The 19,595-nt window shown below is 56.9% G+C and carries 22 protein-coding genes; 7 read left to right on the forward strand and 15 right to left on the reverse strand.

The genetic code is table 11. The features are described 5' to 3' along the window. Nucleotides 1–96: 96 nt before the first annotated feature. From nqrM to N2M06_RS11860, 10 genes are all read right to left on the reverse strand, one after another. Nucleotides 97–321: a (Na+)-NQR maturation NqrM gene (gene nqrM / locus N2M06_RS11815; RefSeq protein ID WP_019934390.1), complete on the reverse strand. Its 225-nt coding sequence runs from the start codon at nucleotides 319–321 to the stop codon at nucleotides 97–99. A 1-nt stretch (nucleotide 322) separates the two neighbouring features. After that, complete coding sequence (locus tag N2M06_RS11820; RefSeq protein ID WP_346350841.1) at nucleotides 323–1,357, reverse strand: FAD:protein FMN transferase; 1,035 nt, start codon at nucleotides 1,355–1,357, stop codon at nucleotides 323–325. A 6-nt stretch (nucleotides 1,358–1,363) separates the two neighbouring features. Next, on the reverse strand, nucleotides 1,364–2,587 hold the full coding sequence (nqrF, locus tag N2M06_RS11825) for an NADH:ubiquinone reductase (Na(+)-transporting) subunit F (RefSeq protein WP_317075145.1): 1,224 nt from the start codon (nucleotides 2,585–2,587) through the stop codon (nucleotides 1,364–1,366). Between the two features lie 26 nt (nucleotides 2,588–2,613). Further along, nucleotides 2,614–3,210, reverse strand: a complete 597-nt coding sequence (gene nqrE, locus N2M06_RS11830; protein ID WP_346350842.1) for an NADH:ubiquinone reductase (Na(+)-transporting) subunit E — start codon at nucleotides 3,208–3,210, stop codon at nucleotides 2,614–2,616. A gap of 3 nt (nucleotides 3,211–3,213) precedes the next feature. Further along, complete coding sequence (locus N2M06_RS11835; protein ID WP_346350843.1) at nucleotides 3,214–3,846, reverse strand: NADH:ubiquinone reductase (Na(+)-transporting) subunit D; 633 nt, start codon at nucleotides 3,844–3,846, stop codon at nucleotides 3,214–3,216. After that, nucleotides 3,839–4,609: a Na(+)-translocating NADH-quinone reductase subunit C gene (locus tag N2M06_RS11840; protein WP_346350844.1), complete on the reverse strand. Its 771-nt coding sequence runs from the start codon at nucleotides 4,607–4,609 to the stop codon at nucleotides 3,839–3,841. The genes N2M06_RS11835 and N2M06_RS11840 overlap by 8 nt, the downstream gene beginning before the upstream one ends. After that, the gene (locus tag N2M06_RS11845) at nucleotides 4,602–5,840 is read right to left on the reverse strand and encodes an NADH:ubiquinone reductase (Na(+)-transporting) subunit B (RefSeq protein WP_346350845.1); all 1,239 of its coding nucleotides are present in this window, start codon (nucleotides 5,838–5,840) and stop codon (nucleotides 4,602–4,604) included. The genes N2M06_RS11840 and N2M06_RS11845 overlap by 8 nt, the downstream gene beginning before the upstream one ends. 3 nt (nucleotides 5,841–5,843) lie before the next feature. Next, the gene (locus tag N2M06_RS11850; protein ID WP_040614528.1) at nucleotides 5,844–7,187 is read right to left on the reverse strand and encodes a Na(+)-translocating NADH-quinone reductase subunit A; all 1,344 of its coding nucleotides are present in this window, start codon (nucleotides 7,185–7,187) and stop codon (nucleotides 5,844–5,846) included. Nucleotides 7,188–7,552: 365 nt separating this feature from the next. Beyond that, nucleotides 7,553–7,870: a BolA/IbaG family iron-sulfur metabolism protein gene (locus tag N2M06_RS11855; protein ID WP_019934397.1), complete on the reverse strand. Its 318-nt coding sequence runs from the start codon at nucleotides 7,868–7,870 to the stop codon at nucleotides 7,553–7,555. A gap of 53 nt (nucleotides 7,871–7,923) precedes the next feature. Then, nucleotides 7,924–8,514, reverse strand: coding sequence for an alpha-ketoglutarate-dependent dioxygenase AlkB (locus tag N2M06_RS11860; protein ID WP_346350846.1), 591 nt, complete (start codon nucleotides 8,512–8,514; stop codon nucleotides 7,924–7,926). A 62-nt stretch (nucleotides 8,515–8,576) separates the two neighbouring features. Between N2M06_RS11860 and N2M06_RS11865 the strand changes: the two genes are divergently transcribed. From N2M06_RS11865 to N2M06_RS11880, 4 genes are all read left to right on the forward strand, one after another. Next, nucleotides 8,577–9,713, forward strand: a complete 1,137-nt coding sequence (locus N2M06_RS11865) for a methyltransferase (protein ID WP_346350847.1) — start codon at nucleotides 8,577–8,579, stop codon at nucleotides 9,711–9,713. An 11-nt stretch (nucleotides 9,714–9,724) separates the two neighbouring features. Continuing rightward, nucleotides 9,725–10,306 carry a YajG family lipoprotein gene (locus N2M06_RS11870; protein ID WP_317075139.1) on the forward strand — a complete coding sequence of 194 codons (582 nt, stop codon included), beginning with the start codon at nucleotides 9,725–9,727 and terminating at the stop codon, nucleotides 10,304–10,306. Beyond that, nucleotides 10,307–10,861, forward strand: a complete 555-nt coding sequence (locus tag N2M06_RS11875; RefSeq protein WP_317075138.1) for a peptidylprolyl isomerase — start codon at nucleotides 10,307–10,309, stop codon at nucleotides 10,859–10,861. Nucleotides 10,862–10,929: 68 nt separating this feature from the next. Beyond that, entirely contained in the window at nucleotides 10,930–12,234 is a 1,305-nt protein-coding gene (locus N2M06_RS11880) for an AmpG family muropeptide MFS transporter (protein ID WP_317075137.1), read from the forward strand. A 36-nt stretch (nucleotides 12,235–12,270) separates the two neighbouring features. Here N2M06_RS11880 and N2M06_RS11885 read toward each other — a convergent pair whose 3' ends face one another. Beyond that, complete coding sequence (locus N2M06_RS11885; protein ID WP_346350848.1) at nucleotides 12,271–12,753, reverse strand: YajQ family cyclic di-GMP-binding protein; 483 nt, start codon at nucleotides 12,751–12,753, stop codon at nucleotides 12,271–12,273. A gap of 103 nt (nucleotides 12,754–12,856) precedes the next feature. Between N2M06_RS11885 and N2M06_RS11890 the strand changes: the two genes are divergently transcribed. Next, nucleotides 12,857–13,756, forward strand: coding sequence for a 2-dehydropantoate 2-reductase (locus tag N2M06_RS11890; protein ID WP_346350849.1), 900 nt, complete (start codon nucleotides 12,857–12,859; stop codon nucleotides 13,754–13,756). A 110-nt stretch (nucleotides 13,757–13,866) separates the two neighbouring features. On the opposite strand, the gene thiI is transcribed toward N2M06_RS11890, so the two are convergent. The 3 genes from thiI to pomA form a co-directional block, all read right to left on the reverse strand. Next, nucleotides 13,867–15,315: a tRNA uracil 4-sulfurtransferase ThiI gene (thiI, locus tag N2M06_RS11895; protein WP_026344748.1), complete on the reverse strand. Its 1,449-nt coding sequence runs from the start codon at nucleotides 15,313–15,315 to the stop codon at nucleotides 13,867–13,869. 83 nt (nucleotides 15,316–15,398) lie between these two features. Further along, on the reverse strand, nucleotides 15,399–16,295 hold the full coding sequence (locus N2M06_RS11900; RefSeq protein WP_156816461.1) for a flagellar motor protein MotB: 897 nt from the start codon (nucleotides 16,293–16,295) through the stop codon (nucleotides 15,399–15,401). Then, nucleotides 16,292–17,047 (reverse strand): flagellar motor protein PomA, encoded by a 756-nt coding sequence (pomA, locus tag N2M06_RS11905; protein ID WP_026344749.1) that lies wholly within the window; start codon nucleotides 17,045–17,047, stop codon nucleotides 16,292–16,294. The genes N2M06_RS11900 and pomA overlap by 4 nt, the downstream gene beginning before the upstream one ends. Nucleotides 17,048–17,253: 206 nt before the next feature. Between pomA and xseB the strand changes: the two genes are divergently transcribed. Beyond that, nucleotides 17,254–17,502: an exodeoxyribonuclease VII small subunit gene (xseB, locus tag N2M06_RS11910; protein ID WP_346350850.1), complete on the forward strand. Its 249-nt coding sequence runs from the start codon at nucleotides 17,254–17,256 to the stop codon at nucleotides 17,500–17,502. After that, the gene (gene ispA, locus N2M06_RS11915; RefSeq protein WP_346350851.1) at nucleotides 17,499–18,386 is read left to right on the forward strand and encodes a (2E,6E)-farnesyl diphosphate synthase; all 888 of its coding nucleotides are present in this window, start codon (nucleotides 17,499–17,501) and stop codon (nucleotides 18,384–18,386) included. The genes xseB and ispA overlap by 4 nt, the downstream gene beginning before the upstream one ends. A gap of 52 nt (nucleotides 18,387–18,438) precedes the next feature. Here ispA and N2M06_RS11920 read toward each other — a convergent pair whose 3' ends face one another. Beyond that, a complete protein-coding gene (locus N2M06_RS11920) occupies nucleotides 18,439–19,584 on the reverse strand; it encodes an RNA-guided endonuclease TnpB family protein (protein WP_346350852.1) in 1,146 nt (381 codons plus the stop codon). Between the last annotated feature and the right edge of the window lie 11 nt (nucleotides 19,585–19,595).

Below are 19,595 nucleotides of genomic sequence, written 5' to 3' on the forward strand. Positions count from 1 at the left end.
AATAAAACCGTAAGCCAGAACCACAGACTGCTTCGAGCAGCTGATGGCTTCAAGCTTACGGCTTATAGCTGCCTTTTAACGGCTTCCAGCTGTCTTTTAGATGATGCGGTTTTCTTCCAGCATTTGGCGGCGGGCTTCTTCCTTGGCCATTTTCTTTTTGCGGTTGTCGCATGGATCCGGGCAGTCACAGGCTTTTTCTACACCAATGCCACCCAGGCCGCCGCAGGAGCCGGAAATGGTCTTGCGCTGAATAATATAGCCAATGGCCATGGCCGCCACCACCAGCGCAAAAACGCCAAAAGTAATCAGAAAATACAGCATATCAACCTCTTAGATACTTCTTGAAGGCGCTGGACATATCCACTTTAAAGCCATCGTCCGTTTTGGTCAGCAGATAGACCGCCAGCCCCCGCTGCTCGGCAAATGCCAGTGCTCGCTCGGTTCCCATCACCGTCAGCGCCGTGGCCAGACCGTCTGCCATCATACAGGACGGATGGATCACTGTCACCGACGCCAACCGGTGAGTAATGGGCTTGCCGGTAGCCGGATCAATGGTATGAGAAACCCGCTCACCATCCAGCTCGTAGTAATTACGATAATCACCGGAAGTCGCCACACTGGTACCGGCAATGGCTACCACCTGCTGTACCATGCCCTCACCTGCACCGGGTTTTTCCACCGCTATACGCCAGTCCTGACCATGAGCATTCAGGCCCCGGGTTCTCACCTCACCACCAATTTCCACCAGATGATTGGTCAGTCCCTGCTCGGAGAGGTATTCCGACACCGCATCCACACCAAAGCCCTTGGCAATGGACGACAGGTCGACATAAAGCCCGGGCAGGGATTTTTGCAGATAGTCACCATCGGCACGGGTGATCACCGACAGGTGAGCCAGACCGGTCTCGGCCTTGGTCTCTGCCAGCTGTTCATCACTGGGAATATGTGTTGGCCGGGCGTCAGGGCCAAAGCCCCACAGGTTGACCAGCGGCCCGACGGTCACATCCAGAGCGTCGTTGCTGTCCCGCCCCAGCTGCAGCGCGGCAGTTACCACCTTGGCGGTGTCGCTGGATACCTTAAAGGGAGCCTGGTCCCGATACTGGTTAAACCGGCTCAGCTCGGAGTGTTCACGGTAAGTGGACATTTGATCATTGACCAACTCCAGCCGGCGGTCGATTTCAGCCTGCAATACCTCGGCCTGGCTGTCACCGGCACCCACTACTTTAACGGAATAGTAAGTACCCATGGTGTTGCCAGTCAGGTGCAGCTGAGTTACAACATCATCTGCCGGCCGGCAGGCCGCCAATAAAAAGGCCAGCCCCAGTGGGGCCAGCCAGTTAATTACGCGAATCATCATTTGTGATTAACCACCAAAGTCATCCAGCATGATGTTCTCGTCTTCAACGCCCAGGTTCTTGAGCATGTTGATAACGGCGGCGTTCATCACGGGCGGTCCACACATGTAGAACTCACAATCTTCCGGCGCTTCGTGATCCTTCAGATAGTTTTCATACAGTACGTTGTGGATAAAGCCGGTGTAACCGTCCCAGTTGTCATCGGGTAGCGGATCACTGAGGGCAACATGCCACTGGAAGTTCTCACACTGCTCCTGCAGACCGTCAAAATCTTCCACATAGAACATTTCACGCTTGGAACGGGCACCATACCAGAAGCTGATCTTGCGCTTGGAGTTCAGGCGCTTGAGCTGGTCAAAGATGTGCGAACGCATCGGCGCCATACCGGCACCACCACCAATGAACACCATCTCGGCATCAGTATCTTTGGCGAAGAACTCACCGAAGGGACCGGAAATGGTGGCCTTGTCGCCGGGCTTCAGCGACCAGATGTAGGAAGACATCTTGCCGGGAGGCGCGGTCCAGTTGCTGGGCGGCGGCGTGGCAATCCGCACGTTCAGCATGATGATGCCTTCTTCTTCCGGATAGTTGGCCATGGAGTAGGCGCGAATGGTTTCTTCGTCTACCTTGGACTCCAGATCAAAGATCTTGAACTTGTCCCAGTCTTCGCGGAATTTCTCCGGTACATCAAAGTCTTTGTACTTGACGTGGTGAGGCGGCGCTTCAATCTGAATATAACCACCGGCGCGGAAAGGTACGCTTTCGCCATTGGGAATCTTCAGCTTGAGTTCCTTGATAAAGGTCGCCTTGTTATCGTTGGAGATAACTTCACAGTCCCACTTCTTGATGCCGAACACTTCTTCAGGCAGCTCGATCTTCATGTCCTGCTTAACGTTTACCTGACAGGACAGACGCTCGCCTTCACGGGCTTCGCGCTTGGAAATGTGATCCAGCTCGGTCGGCAGAATTTCACCGCCACCGTCCAGCACCCGCACCCGGCACTGGCCACAGGAGCCACCGCCGCCACAGGCAGAAGAGACGAAGATACCGTTGGCCGCCAGAGCACCCAGCAGCTTGACACCGGCACCGGATGTGATCGCCTTGTCGGGATCGTCATTGATGCTGATAGTCACATCCCCTTCCGCAACCAGCTTGGACTTGGCAAACAAAATGATGCTTACCAAAGCCAGCACGATCACGGTGAACATGACCACACCTAAAATGATTTCCATCGTTTATTCCTTTTCCGTCACTGGGTTTACAGAGAAATGCCAGAGAAAGACATGAAGCCAAGGGCCATCAGACCGGCGGAAATAAAGGTGATACCCAGACCACGCAGGCCATCGGGCACATCCGCATACTTCATCTTCTCACGCAAACCGGCCAGCAGTACGATAGCCAGCATCCAGCCCACACCGGAACCAAAACCGTAGACGATAGACTCGCTAAAGTTGTAGTCCCGCTGCACCATGAACGACACGCCACCAAAGATGGCGCAGTTTACGGTGATCAGCGGCAGGAAGATACCCAGGGCGTTGTAGAGCGCCGGGAAGAACTTGTCCAGCAGCATTTCCAGGATCTGTACCAACGCCGCAATTACCCCGATAAAGGTAATGAAGTTCAGGAAGCTCAGATCCACTCCTTCGGCCAAGGCGCCATCCTTCAGGATGAAGTTGTAGATGAGGTTGTTAACCGGGACCGAAATGGTCAGTACCACGGTAACCGCCACACCCAGACCAAAGGAGGTCTTTACCTTCTTGGACACCGCCAGGAAGGTACACATACCCAGGAAGAAGGCCAGGGCCAGGTTCTCGATGAACACTGAACGAACAAACAGACTCAGATAATGTTCCATCTTTTACTCCTTGGCCTCCACCTGTTCGGGACGGAAGGTACGCAGTACCCAGATAATGCCACCGATGATAAAGAAGGCGCTCGGCGGCAGCAGCAGCAGACCGTTGGCCTGATACCAGCCACCGTTCTTGATCAGCGGCAGGATTTCGATGCCGAACCAGGTGCCGGAACCGAACAGTTCACGGAAGGTGGCCACCACCAGCAGGATCAGGCCGTAGCCCAGACCGTTACCGATACCGTCCAGGAACGACATCATGGGCGGGCTCTTCATGGCATAGGCTTCGGCGCGGCCCATTACGATACAGTTGGTGATGATCAGACCTACGAATACCGACAGCTGCTTGGAGATGTCATAGGCATAAGCTTTCAGGATCTGGTCCACCACGATTACCAGAGAGGCGATAATCGCCATCTGGGCAATAATCCGTACCGAGTTGGGGATCTGGTTGCGGATAAGTGAGATAAACAGGTTGGAGAACGCCGTTACCGCAATTACCGCCAGCGACATAACGAATGCCGTCTGCATCTGCGAGGTCACCGCCAGGGCAGAACAGATACCCAGCACCTGAAGGGCGATGGGGTTGTTGCCAATGATGGGACCGAACAGAACCTTTTTCATTTCAGCTTTATCAGCCATTGTTCAGTTCTCCTTCACGAACCTTGGCCAGGAAAGGACCAAAGCCTTTCTCACCGAGCCAGAATTCAAAGGTTTTTTGCACACCGTCGGAAGTCAGGGTTGCGCCAGACAGGCCATCAACACTGGAAGGAGCACCCTGAGGAGCACCGCCTTTTACCACTTTCAGTGCCGGCTCGCCGTCTTCGTTATACAGCTTCTTGCCAACAAACTGAGCGCGCCAGTTAGGGTTTTCCACCTCACCGCCAAGTCCGGGAGTTTCACCCTGCTCGTAGTAAGTGATGCCCTTGATGGTGTTGCCATCGGGTGCCACAGCCACAAACGCATACATGGTAGACCACAGGCCCTGGCCATGTACCGGCAGAATGATGCTGTCCAGCTCGCCGTTTTCGTTCTTGGCCAGGTAAACCGGGGCCAGGTTGGCACGGCGGCGAATGCCGGCGGGATCTTCATCGGGGCTCAGCTTGATGCTGGTGGCCGGATCCTTGGCGGCATTGCGCTGGTTGTAGCCGGCAGCGGCTTCGTCAGTGAGCTGACCGGTGGTCAGGTCAAGCAGGCGTGCTTCAATGAAACGGTCATAGGTTTCCGCTACATCTTCACGGCCCAGACCGGCCACACTGACAATGTTGGTCTGCACGTCCAGCGCCTGATTACGCTGCTGAGTCGGCTTCAGCGAGACAGCAGCCCCGGATACAATAATGGAGCAGACCAGGCACAGGCCGCCAACAACGGCAAAGGTTCTGCCGATAGATTCTTTCTTAGCCACGGGCCAGCCTCCGTTTGATATTTGCCTGAACCACGAAGTGATCGAACAGGGGAGCGAACAGGTTGGCGAACAGAATGGCCAGCATCATGCCTTCAGGGAAGGCCGGGTTGACCACACGGATCAGCACCACCATCAGACCAATCAGGGCGCCGTACCACCATTTACCCTTGTTGGTAAAGGAGGCAGAAACCGGATCGGTTGCCATAAACATCATACCGAAAGCAAAACCACCCAGCACCAGGTGCCAGTGCCAGGGCATGGAGAACATGGCGTTGGTGTCAGAACCGATCAGGTTGAACAGAGTGGCAGTCACTACCATACCGATCATCACACCAGCCACAATGCGCCAGGAGGCAATGCCCATATAGATGATGAACAGACCACCAATCAGAATGGCCAGGGTAGAGACTTCACCGATAGAGCCCTGAATGTTACCGATAAAGGCATCCATCCAGCTGATGGCAGCGCCGGTGTTGGCGTCCATCAGTGCAGCCTGGCCGCCGGCAGCCCACTGACCCAGTGCAGTAGCACCAGAGAAGCCGTCTACGGCAGTCCATACGGTGTCACCGGAGATCTCGGCCGGGTAGGCAAAGAACAGGAAAGCACGGCCTGCCAGTGCCGGGTTGAGGAAGTTCTTGCCGGTACCGCCAAAGATTTCCTTGGCCATGACCACACCAAAGGTGATGCCCAGCGCTGCCTGCCACAGGGGCAGAGTGGCGGGCACGATCAGGGCGAACAGCACGGAAGTAACAAAGAAGCCTTCGTTCACTTCATGCTTGCGCACAGAGGCGAACAGCACTTCCCAGAAACCACCCACAATGAACACAGTCAGGTAGATAGGCAGGAAGTAAGTCGCACCCAGCAGCATTTTGCTGCCCCAGCCGGCACCTTCGCCCAGGGTTGCCCCCAGACCGCTGGCCAGGCTGTAACGCCAGTTGCCATCAATCACACCAGCCAGATCGGCCGGGCTGTACATGCTGGTGAGGGCCGCAATGGCCTGGCCACCGGCGTTGTACATACCAAAGAACATGGCCGGGAAAGTGGCCATCCACACCATGATCATGATGCGCTTCAGATCGATGCTGTCACGTACATGGGAGGATTTACGGGTAACCATGCCCGGAGTGTAAAGTACGGTAGCAACCGCTTCGTACAGAGCGTAAAACTTCTCGTATTTACCGCCCTGCTCAAAGTGGTGCTCCATGTTTTCCAGAGTCTGCTTTAAGCTCACTTCTTAGCCCTCCAGCTCAATCTTGGTCAGGCACTCACGCAACACCTGGCCATAATCGTATTTGCCCGGGCAAACATAGGTGCACAGCGCCAGATCTTCTTCATCCAGCTCCAGACAGCCCAGGCTTTGGGCGCTGTCGGTGTCACCGGACAGCAAATCACGCAGCAACAGGGTCGGCAGAACATCCAGCGGCATCACGCGCTCATAGTTACCAATTGGTACCATGGCACGGGCAGAGCCGTTGGTGGTCGTGGTCAGGTCAAACAGCTTGCCCTTGGCCAGATGGCCCAGGTAAGCACGGGTAACCGAGAACTTGTTGGAACCCGGCGCCAGCCAGCCGAACAATTCCTTCTCGCGGCCTTCCTTCAGTGCGGAGACCTGCAAATGGTAGCGACCCAGATAAGCATGCGGACCATTAGCGTTGGTGCCGGCCAGTACCGAGCCGGAAATCACGCGGTTTTCACCCTCCTGCAGCTCGCCGGCAGTCAGCTCATCCAGAGATGCGCCGATACGGGTGCGCAGCAGGCGGGGCTTGTTCACCACGGGGCCGCCCAGAGCAACCACACGGTCGGTGCAGATTTCACCGCTGGTAAACAGCTTGCCAAAGGCAATCACGTCCTGATAGTTGATGTACCAGACCACCTTGCCGGGTACCACAGGATCAATGAAATGAATGTGGGTACCGGCCAGACCAGCAGGGTGCACACCGCTGAAAACGTGTTCTTTTACGTTCGCGGAGTTGGCCTGTGGCAGGCTGCCTTCGCCTTTACATACGTGCACCTGGCCGTCGGTCAGGCGGCTCAGCACCTGCAGACCATCGGTAAACGCCTGGGCGTTTTCCTTGATCACCAGCTCGGCATTGGCACTGAGCGGGTTGGTGTCCATGGCGGTCACAAAGATGGAGCGCGGAGCAGAGTCCAGCGCCGGCACCTTGCTGAAGGGGCGGGTACGAAGCGCAGTCCACATGCCGGATTCAACCAGCTGCTCCTGCACAGTTTCACGTTCCAGTTTGGCCAGTTCGGCAGAGCTATAGCTTTTAAAAGTAATCTGCTCTTCGCTGTCGTCTACGGCAATAACAACAGACTGCAAAACACGCTTGGCACCCCGGTTGATTTCAACCACGGTACCTGCGGCGGGAGCTGTGAATTTAACGCCAGGATTCTTTTTATCTTCAAACAGAATCTGACCTTTCTTGACGCGATCCTCTACCTTGACGTGCATGGTAGGGCGCATACCCACATACTCCTCGCCCAGCGTAGCAACGCGCTTGATGGAGGGACCATCGTAGATTACTTGCTCTGGTGCCCCGGCAATTGGGAGGTCCAGTCCTTTTTTAATTGTAATCATACTCACTTGCACTACTTGTTAGGGGAAGACAGGTACTTGCCATGAAAAACATGACAACATGCTGATGAGTCGCTACCGGCATGTTGGCATCGCCCTGACAACAGCACGACTACACTCCGGTAACATCCAGCCCGATTTAAAAGGCGCGTAATTCTAGCACTTTTAAAGCGGCGGCTGCCACGGCAATTGCTAAAATTTACCGCCGCAGTCAGTAAAACCAGCTTGTTTCATTTTTCACCAAGCAAAAATAAGGCCATGATTTTCAAGGCAGAATCATGCTTTGGTCGCACAAGGCGGAAAAATGGAAGTGATTTCCAGTCACATCGGGCTGGTAACAAATCTGCTAACCACAAATAACAGATATCTTAAACCGACACTCCCGCCTTGCCCATGCAGTTGGGGCTGTCGGGCACACCGCCACGGGCACGCCATTCGGCAGGCGTCAGGGTATGCAGTGCCAGCGCATGCACACCACCGGCCAGCTCCTCGGCCAGCAGGGTGTTCAGGGTACGATGACGGGCCAGCAGCCGCTGACCTTCAAAGGCATCGCTCACCACCACCAGCTTGAAGTGGGTTTCCGAGCCGGGCTCCACTCTGTGCATGTAGCTTTCATTTATCACGTCCAGATGCTCAGGTGACAGCGCAGCCATCACTTTTTGTTCAATGGTGTTCTGAATCGACATGTTAATCTCCGGTGATATTCACAACAAAGGACAGGTCCGACGCTCGGGCACTTTCACCCGGTGCCGGCAAACCGCCGAAATGTGAGGTTGATACGCAAATTTGGCTCCCGGGCCATTTTGGGCAGGGCATGCTGCCAATGATGCTGCATTTGTCCCGCCATCACCAGCAGACTGCCGTGCTCCAGCCATAATTCACGCTGCTCCCCCTGATGATGACGCAGCAAAAAACGCCTGCCCGCTCCCAGACTGACCGACGCTATCATGGGGTCCCGGCCCAGCTCGGGCTCATTGTCGGCATGCCAGCCCATGCTGTCCTGGCCGTTGCGGTAACAATTAAGCAGCACACCATCAAAGGGCTGACCGCAAATTCGCTCAAGACGGCCGGCTATTTCCTTTACCAAAGGATGCCAGGGCTCAGGCGCACGCTGCCGGCCGGAATAACGATAGGGCCAGTCGCCCATCCAGCAGGACAGCCGCGGCTCATTCAGCTCACGACCAAACATCATTAACCGGTGCTGCTGCCAGGGAATGCTTTGCTCAAGCTCAGCCTGCCAGGCACCGGCGTCGGCGGCAAAGGCGTCCGGCCACCATAAAAGACGGCCCTGCTTGAGCGTGAGCCACTCTGGCTCTGACCATAGCTGCATGCTGATTTTCCTCTTTAAACTGCTAAAATGCCGCTCTTTGCAAATAATCAGGCATCAACCCCATGAATCATCACTTTCCTCTTGCCGAGGGCGGCGAGCTGACGCTGCACCGCTACCCCCGCCAGGCCCGCCACGGTCTGCAGGCCTGGGAAGCGGCGGACGAATATATCATGAACGAACTGGCCACCCTGGAGTGGGACCGGACTGCTCCCCTGGTGATTCTTAACGATGGCTTTGGTGCCCTGACGCTGGGCCTGCACCAGTACCGGCCCTTTACCGTTACCGACTCCCGGGTAGCCGGGCTGGCGCTGGCTGCCAACGCCACCGACAACGGGCTTGAGCCTGAGTGGCACTCGCTCACCAGCCTGGACGAGTTGCCCGCAGCGCCCGGCCTGGTGATCCTCAAGCTGCCCAAGACCAATGCCATGCTTGAACACCAGCTCGCCGCCATCAGCCGGGTAGCGGGGCCAAACACGCGAATAGTGGCCGGTGCCAAGGCCAAGGACGTGCATACATCTACTCTGACGCTGTTTGAGCAGTTGCTTGGCCCCACCCGCACCAGCCTGGCCTGGAAAAAGGCAAGGCTGATTTTTACCGAGCGGAATATGGCCATTGCCCCCTCTCCCGCGCCGGCCCCGCTGGCCTGGCCGCTGGAGGGCAGCGCCTTCACCATTTATAACCATGCCGCTGTGTTCTCCCGCGCCAGCCTGGATATTGGTGCCCGCTTTATGCTGGAGCAGCTGCCCGCCAACCGGCCGGGCAGAATCATCGACCTGGGCTGCGGCAACGGCGTGCTCGGGCTGATGGCCCTGGCCCGCAATCCGCAAGCCACCGTCACCTTTGTGGATGAATCCCATATGGCAGTGGCCAGTGCCCGGCTTAATGTGGAGCACAACCTGCCCGATGCCCTGCCCCGGGCGCGCTTTATGGTCAATAACTGTCTTGACGGCGTAGCCCCCGACAGTGCCGATCTGGTGCTGTGCAATCCGCCCTTTCATCAGCAGCAGGCCATTACCGATCATATTGCCTGGCAAATGATGACCGATGCCCGCCGGGTACTGCGCCGGGGCGGCGAGCTGTTACTGGTGGGTAACCGCCACCTCGACTATCACCAGAAACTTAAACGACTGTTCGGTAATCAGCGAGTAGTGGCATCCAACCGCAAATTCGTTATTCTGAGAGCCATTCATACCGCCTGAAGGACCTGTTCATGAATCGTATCAAATGGTTAACTATTCCCCTGCTGGCCCTGGGCCTGTCTGCCTGTGCCAGCTATTACCCTATAGCGGTAGATGTAAATCCCGCTACCGCCAACGTGAGCGGCGGTGTTTATCGTGGCCAGACCCTGGCGCTGTCCAGCAGTGACAACCGCAGCAGTGACTTCATCATTCAGATTGAACAAAAAGACAAATCACCGGTGGTGGTGGGTGCGGCCAATAATCTGCGGCTGCAGCTGGAGCAGGCGCTGGCGCAAGGGTTCAGCACGCAGGGAGCCTTTATTGAGCAGGGTGCCAACACCCGCGCTACCCTGGAGCTGCAGGAAGTACTGGCCCGGGTGATCCGCGGTCATATCAGCTATGACGTGGTACAGAAGGTAAGAGTACAGCTGGTGCTGGAGCGCAACGGCCAGCGCATTACCAAGCAATATCGCCGCAGCGCCCAGCAGGAATTTCCCGGCCGTCTGCATCCGGAGCTGGACAAGGTCACCGATGCCCTTAACCGTCAGCTGAGCCTGATGGTGCAGGACATACTGGCCGATCGTGACGTACAAAGCTTTATTAACGGTAACTAAATGAAAAACATATTAATCCTGCTGGCGGGCCTGCTGTCCGCCACCGCCCTGGCCGGCCCCCGCGTGGAGCTGGTCACCAGTCTGGGCACCCTGGAAGTGGAGCTGAACGAACAGGCCGCCCCCAAGACAGTGGCCAACTTTTTGAGCTATGTGGACGACGGCAGCTATGCCGGCTCCATTTTTCACCGGCTGATCCCGGGGTTTGTGGTTCAGGGTGGCGGCTTTACTGCCGATTATGAGCGTCTGCCCACCCGTGATCCGGTGCAGAATGAGTCGGGTAATGGTCTGTCGAACAGCACCGGCACCATTGCCATGGCCCGCACTCAGGATCCGCACAGCGCCACCCGCCAGTTTTATATCAACCTCGCTGATAACACCTCTCTGGACGGCGGCCGCCGTGCCGGTTACACCGTCTTTGGCAAAGTGGTAAAGGGTGAGGACGTATTGCAGCGCATGGCTGCCGTGCCCACCGGCATGAACCTGCAGCTGCGCTCCCGGGAAGTACCGGAAGAGCCCATTATTCTTGAGCAGGTTCGTCGCCTGCCCGGAGAATAACCATCAAAACCCGGGCACTGAAATGGCAGCAAAGTCTGTCGCTCTACACTGAGCGGCGCGTACTGATTATGCTGGCACTGGGGTTTTCCTCCGGCCTGCCGCTGCTGCTGGTGTTTGGCACCCTGTCGTTCTGGCTGCGCGAGGCCGGCGTCAGCCGCACCAGCATTGGCTTTTTCAGCTGGGTGGCGCTGGCCTACGGGGTAAAATGGCTGTGGTCACCGCTGGTAGACAGGCTGCCGCTGCCACTGTTATCCCGTATGATGGGCCGGCGGCGCAGCTGGATGCTGTTTTCCCAGCTGATTATTATGGCGGCGCTGGCGGGCATGGCGTTTTCTGATCCCACCGTCAGCCTGGTGCAACTGGCACTGTTTGCGCTTGCCGTCGCGTTTGCTTCAGCCACGCAAGACATAGTGATAGACGCCTATCGCATAGAGTCAGCTCCGGAGCGGCTGCAGGGGGCGCTGGCTGCCGCCTACATGACCGGCTACCGGCTGGCGATGATCATGGCCGGGGCCGGTGCGCTGGCCATTGCCGCCTGGGCCGGCTCCGACATCAGCTACAGCATGTACGGCTGGCAGGTGGCCTATCTGACCATGGCCGGCTGCATGCTGGTGGGTGTACTGACCTGCCTGCTGCTGCACGAGCCGAAGGTAGACCTGGGTGAGCAGCAACGGTCTCAGCAGGAGCACAAGGCGCAGCTGGTAAACCGGGGCTGGCCGGCCTGGCTGGCCGGCTTTCTCGCATTTGGCAAAAGCGCCGTGGTCAACCCCTTTGCCGACTTTTTTCAGCGCTATGGCTGGCATGCTCTGTTGATCCTGAGTCTGATTGCCAGCTATCGGGTGGCAGATGTCGTCATGGGCGTGATGGCCAATCCCTTTTATGTGGATATGGGCTTTACCAAAACCGAAATTGCCACCGTGACCAAGGTGTATGGCGTGATAATGACGCTGCTGGGCGCCGCCCTGGGTGGTGTGCTGGTGGTGCGCTTTGGCACACTGCGCATTCTGATGCTGGGTGCCGTGCTGACTGCCGGCACCAATGTACTCTTTGCCCTGATGAGCCAGCTGGGCCCGGATGTGCGCCTGCTGACGGTGATTATCTCGCTGGATAACTTAAGCGCCGGCATTGCTACCGCTGCCTTTGTGACTTATCTCTCCAGCCTGACCAATGTGGCCTTCTCTGCCACTCAATATGCGCTGTTCAGCTCAGTGATGCTGCTGCTGCCCAAATTTATGGCCGGCTTCTCGGGAGTGGTGGTGGACGCCATGGGCTATGCGGTCTTCTTTACCGGCACCGCCGCCCTTGGCCTGCCGGTGCTGGTACTGATTGCGGTAGTCGCCCGGCGGGTCGGCAAGCTGGAAGCCGAAAGCTAGAAGCCATGCCGGGTACGAAACCCGGCCTTGGCTGCCTTAATCCCGAAAGTTATTAAACTGCAGCGGCTGCTCCTGCTCTTCGGCGCGCAGCAGGGCCATCACCTGCTGCAGATCGTCCCGCTTCTTGCCGGTAACCCGCAGCTGCTCGCCCTGAATGGACGCCTGCACCTTGATTTTGCTATCTTTAATCTTCTTTACCAGCTTTTTTGCCAGTGCACTGTCAATGCCCTGCAGAAAGCTCATTTCCTGCACATGGCGTTTTCCGGTGCGATTAATGCTGCCGGCGTCCAGCACCCGTACATCAATGCCTCGCTTGATTAAGGCACCGCGTAATATGTCACGCATCTGCTGCAGCTGCATGTCGGCTTCTGCTTCCAGCTTTACCTTGTTGTCGTTCAGCTCAAAGCTGGCTTCCACACCACGAAAATCATAGCGGGTGGTCAGCTCGCGGCTGGCGTTTTCAACAGCGTTGCGTACTTCATTCATTTCCACTTCGGAAACAATATCAAAAGAAGGCATGAAAGCTCCTTGAGTAAGCGCCGAAACCGCTGGCAAGCCAAGCGGTTCACGGCTAACGTATGGGATCAATAACGCAGAATAATATCAAAAAACCGGAGAGAGAATGATGCGTGAGTGGACCATATTGGGAGCTGGCGCGCTGGGCTGCACCTTTGCTGCTTTGCTGACCGAACAAAAAAGGCCGGTATCGCTGATGCTGAGCGACCGTCGCCGCCGACATTTTCACCCGGCATTTGAGTTTATTGCCCTGAATGAGCGCCGCCGGCTGGTAAGCCCTCACTACCGTTTTGCCGAGCAGGCAGCCGATATTGAGTGTTTGCTGGTGATGACCAAAGCCTATCAGGTACTGCCCGCGCTGGGCAGTTTGCGGGGGCTGTCTCGTGAGGTGCCGGTAATATCGCTGCACAACGGCATGGGCATTGCCGAAGACGTAGCCAAACTGCTGCCTCACAACCCGCTGCTGGCCGGCGTAACCAGCCATGGTGCCCTGCGGGAAGGTAACTCACAGGTGCGCCACACCGGTAAGGGCGAAACCTGGCTGGGGCCGGTTAATGAGAAAGGCAAGTCCTTCTCACACCTGACAAAACCGCTGGCCTCAGCCCTGGGCCATGCCGGGTGGAGTGAAGACATACTCTCACTGCAGCGGCGTAAGCTCGCCATTAATGCCGTGATTAATCCACTCACTGCCTGCCACAATATTTATAACGGTCAGCTCAGTGAGCCCCGCTTTGCCGATGTGGTGGAGCAGCTGAGCCAGGAAGTTCACACTGTGCTGAGCGCACTGGGTGAAACCGAAACCCTGGAGCAATATCGCCGCCGGCTGAACAGTGTAATTGAACTGACCGCCACCAACTATTCTTCCATGCACCAGGATCTGGCCCACGGCCGGCCCACGGAAATTGACTACATCACAGGGTATCTGCTCAAGCACGCCGGTGAACTGCCGGTGCCGGTGTGCCAGCAGCTGTATCAGGAAGTGAAAAAACACGAGGGGCAAGTGTAAAACGCCGTCATGCTGAACTAGATTCAGTACCGGAGTGACGAATGGTTGATGCCGGCTGAAGTTGCTGGGATTCGCATAGCGAATCCCAGCCTGCTATTCACCATGCTAATTCAGGGCTTATACACCTTTACGTTTTCAAAGCCCTGCTCTTTCAGGTGAATGGCCTGCAGCCGGCTCATCACGCCGCGGGCACAGTAAAGCAGGTAGGTTTTGTTCTGGTCCAGCTCGCCAAACTGGTTGGCCAGGCGGAAAAACGGCAGACGTATCACTCTGTGGCCGGCCACTTCCAGCGGAGACTGCTCTTCTTCTTCCGGCGCACGAATATCGAGGATCACCTCCTGCTCCGTTACCTGTTCGCTGATTTCCACTTCCGGCACCTCCCATACTCTGTCCAGATCGCGCACGTCTTCCACAAAAGAGGACTGCACGGCGGTGTCGAGCACACCAAAGTCAAAATTGGCTTCTTCTTCTTCCACCTTGCTCAGCACTGCTTTAATGGTGGGCTTTTGCGAAATAACACCGCAATATTCCGGCATTTTTTCCGCATAAGGCGCAGTACCGATGGCCCGAGCCTGATCGATAATGTCCTGCTTGTCGGTGGCGATCAAGGGCCGCAGTATCAGGGTGTCGGTCACTCTGTCGATCACATTGAGATTGGTCACCGTCTGGCTGGATACCTGGCCCATGGACTCACCGGTAACCAGCGCATTAACCGCCAGGCGCCGGGCCACTTCGGCACCGGCGCGCATCATCATGCGCTTGAGCACCACCCCCATATGGCCCTTGTCGATTTTTTCCAGGATCTCGGCCACCACCCCTTCAAAGGGCACCGAAATAAACTTCACCCGGTGAGACGAGCCGTATTTCTTCCACAAAAAGTGCACCACCTCGCGCACGCCGGCTTCATGCTCGCGCCCGCCCAGGTTGAAGAAGCAGTAATGCACCCGGCTGCCGCGCTTGATGAACTGAAACGACGACACGCCCGAGTCGTAGCCACCGGACATCAGGCTGAGCACACTTTCCTGAGTGGCAATGGGATAACCGCCCATGCCGGCGTGTTGCTTGCTCACCAGATACAGCCGCTCGTCATCCAGCTCCAGATTAATCTGCACATCGGGCTGCTTGAGTTTAACACCGGCGGTGTTGCAACGCTGGTTCAGGCCGCCGCCCACATAGCGCTCCACATCCAGCGAGCTGAACGCCTGCTTGCCTCGGCGCTTGGCACGCACACAAAAGGTTTTGCCGGCAAGCTGGTCACCAAACATGGCCTGGGCGTGTTCCAGAATGTCATCCAGGGAGCTGACCTTGAATTCCACCACCTCCAGAAACGACTGAATGCCGGGAATGCAGCCGAGCGCCTCTGTCAGCTGCTGGCGGCTGGCCTCGTCATTGTTATTGCTGCGTACCACCATCTTGTCCCAGTCCACCCGCACTTTAACGGTTTCATCCAGTGGCCTGAGGGTATTGCGAATGTTGCCCGAGAGGATCTTGCTCATGCGCTGGCGCACCGACTTGCTCTTGATGGTCATTTCAGGATGAAGCTTGATAATAAATTTCATAATTTCGGTACGCTCGAACAACACATAAAAAAATAAGCCCGGCATTATACACGTGCCGGGCTTATGGTTAAAAGAAAAGCAGTTCAGGGGGTGTTGGGCGCAACCGCCTCTACCGGCTCTGTGTAGACCGGCTTGCCCTGAGAAATGGTAATTTCCACCCGCCGGTTAAGGCGGCGGTTTTCAGGTGTATCGTTGGGTGCCAGGGGCTTGGTGTCGGCCAGGCCCATGACCACCATGCGGCTGTCGTCAAAGCCTTCGGTGCGCCTGAGCTGATCCGCTACCGCCAGTGCCCGCTGAGTAGACAATTCCCAGTTGGAGCTGAACAGCTCATAGCCGCTGCCAATGTCGTCGGAATGGCCCGACACCAGAATTTCACCGGGCACATCTTTTACCAGCGCCCCTACCTGGCGAATAACCGGCCAGAACTTGGGCTGCAAAAATGCTGAGCCGGCGGGAAAAGACGCATTTTCCCGAATGCGGATCACCACCTGCTGGCCCAGCGCTTCAATCTCAATGGCGTCCTGTTCAATGGCGCTGCTCAGCTGCTCGGCCATGGCCTGAGCCAGACTGATGGCTTCGGCACTGGTCTGCTCCGGCTGCTGGCTGCCGCTCATGTTGCCATCTTCCCTGCTCTGGCCCGAGGCCCGGTCCGACTCGCCGGGCTGAAAGTCCAGCTCGGCCAGGGTAGAGTCGGTGGTATGCTGCATGATGGTATTAATGGGCGTAGGCTCGGGCCGGCCGGGGCGAAACTCCAGCGCAATCACGGAGGTACCCTTGGGAATTTCCGATACCTCAATCTGATTCTGCACCCCAAAGGCAAACTTCATGCTGCCGGCAATTTGCTTGAACTTGAGCACATCCATTTCGGCAAAGGCCAGCAGCAGCACAAAAAAGCTCATCAGAATGGTGGCCAGGTCTGCAAAGGTGGCCATCCAGGCGGGAGCACCTGCCGGTGCCGGCTTGTTCTTTTTGGCCACTATTCCTCCTTGGTGCGCTTATTCTCTGCCAGATAGTTTTCCAGCAGCGCCTGCAGCACCCGGGGGTTCTGGCCGTCCTGAATGCCCAGCACGGCGTCCATGATCAGCGTGCGGTTAAGACGCTCTTCTTCCGAACGCAAATCCAGCTTGTCGGCAATGGGCAGGGCTATCATATTGGCCAGCATGGCACCGTAAAGGGTCGTTAGCAGAGCAATGGCCATGGCCGGGCCAATGGCCTTGGGATCGTCCATGTTGGCCAGCATGGCCACCAGACCAATCAGGGTGCCAATCATGCCCATGGCCGGGGCCACATCTCCCAGCGAGCGGAAGATTTTGGCTCCCTGCTCCTGGCGCTCGGCATTCAGATCAATGTCTTTTTCCAGCGCGGCTTTCACTACCGCCTGATCGTGGCCGTCCACCAGCATGTTCACCGCCTTTTGCAGAAACGGATTGGTAATTTCTGCTTCTTCCAGCGCCAGAAAGCCACCTTTACGGGCCGAGTCGGCCAGCTGTACCACCCGCTCAATCAGCTCTTCGGGCTTTTCCAGCTTGAACATAAACGCCTTGCCCGCCACCTTGGCCGCTCCCAGAAATTGGCCCAGGTTGAACTTCATCATCACCACGAACAGTGAACCCACAAACACAATAAAAATGGACGGCACATCCACATACATGGTGATGCTGCCACCCAAAACCATTGCCATGCCAACAAAGGCCAGTCCGCCAATCAGTCCTAGGAGTGTTGCCAAATCCAAAATGGGAGTCCTCTTTCTGTCAATGCGGGCAAAAAACGGCTCAATCTTACCCCTTTGCCCCGGCAGTTGTCGCCGTTGTTGTTATCGGCACAGCGCAAAAATGTTTAACAGCGAAGCAGTTCTGCAACTGAATGTTGCTAATCCTTCGCCAAATTCCGGACAGCGGTGTTACTATTGGCCCAATTTTGCACGTGATTGAACAGAGGATGCCCGTGGCTGCCAAAAAACCGGAAAACATGGACTTTGAAAGCGCCCTCGCCGAGCTGGAAGGCCTGGTGGATCAGCTGGAGCAGGGCGAGCTGAGCCTGGATCAGGCACTTAAATCATTTGAACGGGGCGTGCAGCTGGTGCGTGCCGGCCAGCAACGACTGAGCCAGGCTGAGCAACAGGTAAAAATTCTGATGAAAGACGGCGATACTCTGGCCGACTTTAACCCGGCGGAGAAACCGGCGTGATCACCCAATGGCACCAGCAATATGGTGAACGCATTAATGCTGTTCTGCAGCAGGCCCTTGGCCGGCTGGGTCCGCTCTCACCGCAACTGCGTGACGCCATGGAATATGGTCTGACCCAGGGCGGTAAACGAGTGCGCCCCATGCTGGTTTATGCCACTGCCGGTCTTGCCGAGGATGCGGATCCGGCGGCCGCCGATGCCGCCGCCGCCGCCATTGAATGCATCCATGCCTATTCGCTGATCCACGACGATTTGCCCGCCATGGACAACGACGACCTGCGCCGGGGCAAGCCCACGGTGCACAAGGCGTTTGACGAAGCCACCGCCATTCTTGCCGGCGACGCCCTGCAAACTCTGGCCTTTGAGCTGCTGAGCGATGCCGGAGGCCGGCTGCCAGCCGAACGCCGGCTGCAGCTGGTGCAGGAGCTGGCCACCGCCAGCGGCTACGGCGGCATGTGCGGTGGTCAGGCACTGGATATTTATCATGAAGGCCGGCAAATAGAAGCTGCTACGCTTGAAACCATTCATCGGCATAAAACCGGTGCGCTTATTCGTGCGGCCGTGCGCATGGGTGCGCTCTGCTCGGTGTCGGTGCAGCCTGAAGAGCTGGATGCCCTGAGCCGCTACGCCGAAGCCATTGGCCTGGCGTTTCAGGTGCAGGACGATATTCTCGACATTACTGCCAGCACCGAAACCCTGGGCAAAACCCGGGGCAAGGATCTGGAACAGCAAAAAAGCACCTACCCTGCCCTGCTGGGGCTGGACGGTGCCCGAGCCCTGGCCGATCGCCTGCACAACGACGCCCTGGCCGCGCTGGCCGGCCTTTCTTACAATACCGACACACTGGAAGCTTTCGCCCACTACATAGTGCAGCGCGAATACTAAATAACGATAAGCCTTTGACTGCTCCCCTCCCTGAAGGAAGGGGATTCCCAACTCACCGAGAACCGGACACGGAGACTGACCCCATGCCACTGACATTCTCTCCAAGGGCTAACACCGCCAGCCCGGCGGCTTTAATGTTGGTTGCGGCGTTGATGTCGCGGTCATGGTGTGCGCCACATTCGGGGCAGTCCCATTTTCTGACCGACAACGGCAGCGACGATAACGTGTGCCCGCAACCCGAACAGCGTTTGGAGCTGGGGAACCACTGGTCAATGGCGACCAGTAAGCGACCGGCCCATTCTGCCTTATACGCCAACTGGCGCACGAACTCGCCCCAGCCGGCGTCGGCAATGGCTTTGCTCAGTTTCTGGTTACGGATCATGTTTTTCACTTTCAGGGATTCAACGCAGACTACTTGGTTCTCGTTAATCAGTCTGCGGGACAGCTTGTGCAAGTTGTCCTGTCGGCAATCGGAGATTTTAGCGTGAAGTTTCGCCACCTTCTGCCGGGCCTTGGCACGGTTGGCCGAGCCGAGCTTTTTCTTGCTCAGCCGGCGCTGTGCCTTGGCCAGCCTGGCGGCGTATTTCGCGGTATGGCGGGGATTGCCGACCCGTTCCCCCTTGTCGGTGATAAACAGATCTGTCAGGCCCAAGTCAATGCCGGTCATGTTGGGGGTAACCGGCAGTTTGCTGGGCGCGAACTCACACAGGCAGCTCACAAAGTAACGGCCTGCCGAGTCCTTGGAAACGGTTATGGTACTGGGCTCGCCGGGCAGTTCACGACTCCAGCGAATATTCAGCGGGGTTTTACTCTTGGCCAGATACAGTTTACCGTCCCGGTATTTGAAGGCAGAACGGGTGAACTCCGCCGACTGGCGTTGCCGCTTGCTTTTGAATGCCGGATACTTGGCGCGGCCTTCAAAGAAATGTTTGAAGGCGGTTTGCTGGTGGCGCAGGCACTGTTGCAAGGGAACACACGACACCTCAGACAGAAACGCCAGTTCAGGATCTTTTTTGAGTTCGGTCAGCCGGGCGTTAGCGCCAACGTAGCCGATTTTTTCCTGGCGCAGCTCAAAGGCATCAGTACGCCAGCGCAGTATAGCGTTATAAACAAAACGTACACAGCCGAAGGTCTGGGCCAACAGATCAGTCTGTTCGGGTATCGGGTAAAACCGATATTTATAAGCGCGTTTTGTCATGCGCTTAGTTT

The sequence above is a fragment of the Oceanimonas sp. AH20CE76 genome (assembly GCF_039654065.1).
Taxonomy (GTDB): Bacteria; Pseudomonadota; Gammaproteobacteria; order Enterobacterales; family Aeromonadaceae; genus Oceanimonas; species Oceanimonas smirnovii.

Coding starts and splice junctions, on each gene's coding strand:
- nqrM (WP_019934390.1), bottom strand. CDS start 321: ATGCTGTATTTTCTGATTACTTTTGGCGTTTTTGCGCTGGTGGTGGCG.
- N2M06_RS11820 (WP_346350841.1), bottom strand. CDS start 1,357: ATGATGATTCGCGTAATTAACTGGCTGGCCCCACTGGGGCTGGCCTTT.
- nqrF (WP_317075145.1), bottom strand. CDS start 2,587: ATGGAAATCATTTTAGGTGTGGTCATGTTCACCGTGATCGTGCTGGCT.
- nqrE (WP_346350842.1), bottom strand. CDS start 3,210: ATGGAACATTATCTGAGTCTGTTTGTTCGTTCAGTGTTCATCGAGAAC.
- N2M06_RS11835 (WP_346350843.1), bottom strand. CDS start 3,846: ATGGCTGATAAAGCTGAAATGAAAAAGGTTCTGTTCGGTCCCATCATT.
- N2M06_RS11850 (WP_040614528.1), bottom strand. CDS start 7,187: ATGATTACAATTAAAAAAGGACTGGACCTCCCAATTGCCGGGGCACCA.
- N2M06_RS11855 (WP_019934397.1), bottom strand. CDS start 7,870: ATGTCGATTCAGAACACCATTGAACAAAAAGTGATGGCTGCGCTGTCA.
- N2M06_RS11860 (WP_346350846.1), bottom strand. CDS start 8,514: ATGCAGCTATGGTCAGAGCCAGAGTGGCTCACGCTCAAGCAGGGCCGT.
- N2M06_RS11865 (WP_346350847.1), top strand. CDS start 8,577: ATGAATCATCACTTTCCTCTTGCCGAGGGCGGCGAGCTGACGCTGCAC.
- N2M06_RS11870 (WP_317075139.1), top strand. CDS start 9,725: ATGAATCGTATCAAATGGTTAACTATTCCCCTGCTGGCCCTGGGCCTG.
- N2M06_RS11875 (WP_317075138.1), top strand. CDS start 10,307: ATGAAAAACATATTAATCCTGCTGGCGGGCCTGCTGTCCGCCACCGCC.
- N2M06_RS11880 (WP_317075137.1), top strand. CDS start 10,930: ATGCTGGCACTGGGGTTTTCCTCCGGCCTGCCGCTGCTGCTGGTGTTT.
- N2M06_RS11885 (WP_346350848.1), bottom strand. CDS start 12,753: ATGCCTTCTTTTGATATTGTTTCCGAAGTGGAAATGAATGAAGTACGC.
- N2M06_RS11890 (WP_346350849.1), top strand. CDS start 12,857: ATGATGCGTGAGTGGACCATATTGGGAGCTGGCGCGCTGGGCTGCACC.
- thiI (WP_026344748.1), bottom strand. CDS start 15,315: ATGAAATTTATTATCAAGCTTCATCCTGAAATGACCATCAAGAGCAAG.
- xseB (WP_346350850.1), top strand. CDS start 17,254: ATGCCCGTGGCTGCCAAAAAACCGGAAAACATGGACTTTGAAAGCGCC.
- N2M06_RS11920 (WP_346350852.1), bottom strand. CDS start 19,584: ATGACAAAACGCGCTTATAAATATCGGTTTTACCCGATACCCGAACAG.